3 protein-coding genes and 1 tRNA gene are annotated in these 4,559 nt (G+C 70.1%); all 4 read left to right on the forward strand.

Annotation, left to right across the window (positions count from 1 at the left end; genetic code table 11):
• Nucleotides 1–35 precede the first annotated feature (35 nt).
• The 4 genes from ACWDNY_RS31145 to ACWDNY_RS31160 all read left to right on the forward strand — a co-directional run bounded on the left by ACWDNY_RS31145 (nucleotide 36) and on the right by ACWDNY_RS31160 (nucleotide 4,466).
• Nucleotides 36–98 (forward strand) — tRNA-Val (locus ACWDNY_RS31145).
• A gap of 65 nt (nucleotides 99–163) precedes the next feature.
• Nucleotides 164–1,951: a fibronectin type III domain-containing protein gene (locus ACWDNY_RS31150; RefSeq protein ID WP_451649163.1), complete on the forward strand. Its 1,788-nt coding sequence runs from the start codon at nucleotides 164–166 to the stop codon at nucleotides 1,949–1,951.
• 453 nt (nucleotides 1,952–2,404) lie between these two features.
• Nucleotides 2,405–3,979: a multicopper oxidase family protein gene (locus ACWDNY_RS31155; protein ID WP_451649164.1), complete on the forward strand. Its 1,575-nt coding sequence runs from the start codon at nucleotides 2,405–2,407 to the stop codon at nucleotides 3,977–3,979.
• 22 nt (nucleotides 3,980–4,001) lie between these two features.
• The gene (locus tag ACWDNY_RS31160) at nucleotides 4,002–4,466 is read left to right on the forward strand and encodes a hypothetical protein (protein ID WP_451649165.1); all 465 of its coding nucleotides are present in this window, start codon (nucleotides 4,002–4,004) and stop codon (nucleotides 4,464–4,466) included.
• Nucleotides 4,467–4,559: the final 93 nt, after the last annotated feature.

Raw genomic sequence — 4,559 nt, forward strand, 5'->3', positions numbered from 1 at the left:
CGGGGGCATGTAGGCTGTCCACTCGTCTCGGGCGCGTAGCTCAGGGGTAGAGCGCCTGCCTTACAAGCAGGATGTCGGCGGTTCGAAACCGTCCGACATCACGATCTTCCCGGACCGGGACTTCGTCTCCATCGACGGATTCTCCGAGCACGCGGGAGAGCAGGTGACCGTCGAGGTGCGACGCCCCGGCATCGGCGTCGTCGGCTCGGCCACCGGCACAATGGCCACCGCGGCCTCGATCGCGGCGGGCAACCCGGCCATCGAGATCAATCACCCCGGGGGCCTGTGCTGGGGTGCGGGCGGCGGCCCCCAGGTGACCCCGGACATCCGGGCCGGGGACGTGGTGTCGGTCAAGTTCGGCGGCACCGTCGCCGCCGACGCCACGACCCTCGATCTCGGTGTCACCGGAGGCACCCTGACCACGCCGACCACCCTGGTGATCCAGGGCCGGCTCGGGTCCCAGGTCGACCCGACGTTCCTGGAACAGCGGATCGTCGAACCGGCCCTGCGCGACACCGTGGTGGCACGGCGTGATGTGCGGGCGGTGCCCGGCCCGCTCGCGAACGCGCCGAAGGGCGGCTACTCCTCCGGACTGCAGGTGGCCGACGGCACGTTCACCGCGACCTACGAGTTCCTCGACACGGATACGGCCGCCACCGCCGCCGGCGGTCTGTACATGGCGACGAGCTGGCAGGACCAGGACCCCGACGGCAACACCCAGGGCGTGACGATCTCGGAGTTCGGCGAGGTGGGTGGGCCCGGCATGGGTGGCTGCCCGCCCGGCCCGTCGCAGCAGGGGCCGGCCTCGCCGACCCATGTCGAGGTGCACGGCCAGGGCGATGCGACGTCTGTGAGCTGGACCCCGCCGCAGCCCGTACCCGGCGCCGCGCCGATCCTCGGATACACCGTGCGAGCCGTCGACCAGCTCAGCAGGAACAGTGTGCAGGGCGAGGTCGGCGTCCGCGTCAACGATCCGGACGCGACCTCGGCGGTCCTGCCGGGCTCCGTCGAGGGCAAGCGCGTCGAGGTCAGGTCGTTCAGCGAGACCGGCGAGTCCTGGCCGCCCGCGCTGGAGGGCAACTCCCCGTCGGGCGACACCATGCCGCCGACGGTGACCGCGAAGCCCCCCGGCGGCTTCTACACGGGCGACACGCAGGTCACCCTCAGCGCCGACGAGACCGGCTCGGAGATCTACTACACGCTCGACGGCTCCGACCCGCTGGAGGCGGGCACCGCCGGGCCTGCGGCCACGCTGTACACCGGGCCGATCGAACTGAAGGCGGGGGACGGGCCGAAGACCCTGCGGTACGTGGCGTTCGACCCGGCCGGCAATGCCTCGCAGGCCCGGTTGGAGAAGTACACGTTCGGGTCGACCAGGGCGCCGAGCGTCCCGCAGGGGGTCACCGTCCAGGGCTCCGACGCGAGCGCGACGGTCCGCTGGACGGCGCCCGAGGACCCGGGCACGTCGCCCCTCACCGGCTACGAGATCACCGCGACGCCCGCCTCGGGCACGCCGGTCACGGCCACGGCCGGGCCCAGCGCGTCCAGCCTGCTCCTCACCGGGCTGACGAACGACACGGTGTACAGCGTGACGGTCGTCGCCGTGAACGCGGTGGGCCGGGGCGCTGCGTCGACGCCGGCCGACGTCACCCCGAAGGTGCCCGCGGTCGACAAGATCGCGATCACCCTCGCCAAGTGGAAGTCCGGGGACCTCAGGCTCGACGGGACCGGGTCCGTCCCCGGCGCGTCGCTGACGTTCCGCTCCGGGTCGCCGACCGGTCCCGCCTTCGCCACCGATGTGATCGTGCAGCCGGCCGCGGCGGGCGCGGTCAACGGCACCTGGAGCCTGCGCCTGAGAACCGGCAGTGCCGCGACGAGGAACCCGTCCCCCGTCTACATCTCGTCCGACAAGGGCGGAACCCTGGGACCGGTGACCGTGCCGAACGGCTAGGGCCCCTCGCGAAGGTCCCGCCTGCCCGGCAACGGACTACGGATTTTCGCGAAAGCGCCGACCTAACGACCGGTGCCCCGGCAGGCGGTGTTCGTTCCCTCGATGAACCCGTCGGACCGGGGAGCCGGCCAGGACAGGGCAGCCGCACGAGCCCCCACTTCACCGGCTGCCCTGTTCCCTCCGGGCAGCCGGTGAACCCCCCTCCACCGGCTGCCCGCTCCATGTCCACCCGCCTGGTCGCTTCTCCTCAGTGGTGCATTCAGGAACACCGCAGGCCTCCACGGCCGAGGAGCACGCCCGGCGGACCAGCACCGAGCAGTACCGACCAGCACCAAGAGAGAACACGGGCATCCGCGACTCCAGGGGGAGAGCAGGACCCGGGCGCCGCTTCGGCGGCCTACCATGGGGGTGAGCACGTACATGCACGAAAACCCGCTGTCCAGACGTGATCTGATGAAGTTCGGAGTTCTCGCGTCGGCGGCCCTGGCGCTGCCGCTCGAACGCGTCGCGCGCGCCAGGACCGCTTCGGACCGGATCGCGGTGAGCAAGTTTCCGAAGCCGTTCACCGTGCCGTTCACGGTGCCGCCCGAGGCGGTGCCGACCAAGCGATCGAGCACCACCGATTACTACACCGTCACCATGCGCAGCACGGCGACGGAGATCCTGCCCGGTATGAAGACCGAGACCTGGTCGTACGACGGGACGTTCGGCGGCCCGACGATCCGGGCCACGCGGGGCCGGCCCGCCGTCGTACGGCAGATCAACGAACTCCCACCGGTGCATCCCCGATTGGGATACGAGTCGTGGACCTCGGTGCACCTGCACGGATCGGGATCGCTGCCGGAGTACGACGGCTACGCCAGCGACATCACACGGCCCGGCCAGTACAAGGACTACCAGTACCCGAACTTCCAGGACGCGCGCACCCTCTGGTACCACGACCACGGCGTCCACCACACGGCCGAGAACGCGTACATGGGCCTCGCCGCGATGTACACGCTGCACGACGAGCTGGAGCAGTCACTGCCCATCCCGAAGGGCCGGTACGACGTGCCGCTACTCATCCGCGACGCCATGTTCGACCGCGACGGGCAGCTGCTGTACGACGACGAAGGGCACTCCGGACTCTTCGGTGACGTGATCCTGGTCAACGGCCGGCCCTGGCCCGTGATGAAGGTAGAGCGGCGCAAGTACCGCTTCCGGATCCTGAACTGCTCGATCTCGCGCGGCTTCAGGTTCGCGCTCAGCACCGGCGACCCGTTCGTCTTCATCGGGACGGACGCCGGGCTGATGCCGCGGCCCCGTTCGGCGACCAGCTACCGGCACGGCATGGCCGAACGGTACGAGGTCATCATCGACTTCGCCAAGTACAAGATCGGCCAGCGGGTGGTCCTGAAGAACCTGAGCGTGCCCAACGTAGAGGACTTCGACACCACCGGCGACGTGATGGCCTTCGACGTCGCCGGCGACGCCACCGACCTGTCGGGCAACGCGATTCCGGACCTGCTGAACCCGAACGCGCCCGCGATGGACCTCACCGCGGCGATGGCGAAGAAGACCCGGACCTTCGAGTTCATCCGCAAGGACGGAACCTGGACCGTCAACGGCAAGACGTGGGCCGACGTCATCGCCTCCGACTACGAGTACGTCTGGGCCGACCCCGGAATCGGCGACGTCGAGGTCTGGGAGTTCGTCAACAAGTCCGGCGGCTGGTGGCACCCGGTCCACGTGCACCTGGTCGACTTCAAGGTGCTGGACCGCAACGGCCAGGCGCCCAACGCATGGGAGCTCGGCGGCAAGGACGTCGTGTACGTCGGCGAGAACGAGACGGTGCGCGTGGCGATCAAGTTCGGCCCGCACACCGGGCGTTACATGATCCACTGCCACAACCTCGTGCACGAGGACCACGACATGATGGCGCAGTTCCGCGTAGGACCACCCAGCACCGACCACCACCCGGTCTACGCCGACCCGGCGAAGGCCGAGCCCGCCCCGGAGCTGGGAGGCGACGATGACATCCTCGCCTGATGCGCCGGCGTCCGAAGGAGCGGTGCCGGAGAGCCGTTCGGGCCTCCTGGGCGGCCTTCGCACCCCGCACGTCGCGTCGCTGCTCTGCGGGGCAGCGGCAACCGGCGACCTGATCGCCTTCCAGCAGCGCGTGGCGCACGGCCTGGCCGGGGCACTGCCCTTCCTGCTCGCCGCCGTCGTCCAGCTCGTCGCGGCACGGCAGGTGTGGATCTCGCGGGGCACGGCCGCGGCGCTCGCCGCGGTTCTCGTCCTCGGCCTGCTGATCGCTTCGTACGTGCTGGCCGTCAGCACCGGCGTGACTCCGGGACAGCAGAACCAGCCGGTCGAGAGCGACCCGCTGCTGACGGCCGCGCTGTGTGTGCGCCTTGCCGCACTGCTGGTGCTTGTACGGTCCCTCTCCGACCGCGCCCGATCCGGTTCGCTGAACGCACTTCTCGTCATCGGAACAGTCCTGTGGACGCTCGGACTGACCGGCCTGCTCGGGTGAGCCCGCCCCGGCCCGCGGTACGGCGAGGTGTATCCAACTGCGCAACCGGGCCCATGCGGTGGGCTATGCGCTGCGGAACGGGCTCATCTGACG

The organism is Streptomyces sp. NPDC003697, from assembly GCF_053587115.1.

Coding starts and splice junctions, on each gene's coding strand:
- ACWDNY_RS31155 (WP_451649164.1), top strand. CDS start 2,405: ATGAAGTTCGGAGTTCTCGCGTCGGCGGCCCTGGCGCTGCCGCTCGAA.